At 62.7% G+C, this 762-nt stretch carries 2 protein-coding genes; one reads left to right on the top strand and one right to left on the bottom strand.

The features are described 5' to 3' along the window. The coding region (locus AC1DXK_RS31070; protein ID WP_477299720.1) for an integrase core domain-containing protein at positions 1 to 200 on the top strand (200 nt) is incomplete at its 5' end. Between the two features lie 286 nt (positions 201 to 486). Here AC1DXK_RS31070 and AC1DXK_RS31065 read toward each other — a convergent pair. Then, positions 487 to 762: integrase core domain-containing protein (locus tag AC1DXK_RS31065; RefSeq protein WP_477299719.1), on the bottom strand; the 276-nt coding region annotated here is incomplete at its 5' end.

Here is a 762-nt window from a genome sequence, read left to right as displayed (position 1 = left end):
ACAACCCGCTGGTCGCGTCGTTCAATGGCCGACTGCGTGACGTGTGCCTGAACGCGAACTGGATCTTGTCGTCGGCCGATGCTTGGAGCAGGATCGAGGCGTGGCGGCGCCCGTACAACGAGAGCCGTCCTCACACAGCCCTGGGGTGGTTGACGCCTCAGGAATTTGCCGCGGCGGCCGCCGAGCAGGGCGCCAAATGACGCCCGGAGGCGTACCCTTCGGCCGGGCCAAGATCCGGCGGACCGTCACGCAGCCCGAGACCTTGCATTGGTCGTGAACCACAAACGGGGTCAACTCCTCGCTAGATCTCGTGAAGAGGGCATCAGCCCCTGCGGCCGGTGAGCTGTCGCCTCGTCCCGCCGTAGCGTCACTCGGCAATCACTATGCCGCTCCGCTTCACGGACTTTCCGTTCGGGCGCGCGATGGGATCCCGAAAGATCGGTCGCTCGCGTTTGATCCTCCCCTGATTTCGCGGACACGGGGAGTTTAGCTCGCGTTTTGCTCGGCCTGCTCGGGCGTGAGATAGCCGAGCGCCGAATGGATGCGTTGCCGATTGTAGTAGCCCTCGATGTAAGCGAACAGGTCGCGTCGCGCCTCATCTCGGGTTGCCCATCGCCGCTGATGAACGAGCTCGACCTTGAGAGTGTGGAAGAAGCTCTCCATTGGGGCATTGTCGTAGCAGCATCCTGTCCGGCTCATCGAAGTGTGGAAGAAGCTCTCCATTGGGGCATTGTCGTAGCAGCATCCTGTCCGGCTCATCGA

The sequence above is a fragment of the Methylobacterium sp. P3_A11 genome (assembly GCF_056403155.1).
The sequence above is the reverse complement of the archived record's forward strand: the minus strand, read 5'-3'. Positions and strand labels throughout refer to the sequence as shown.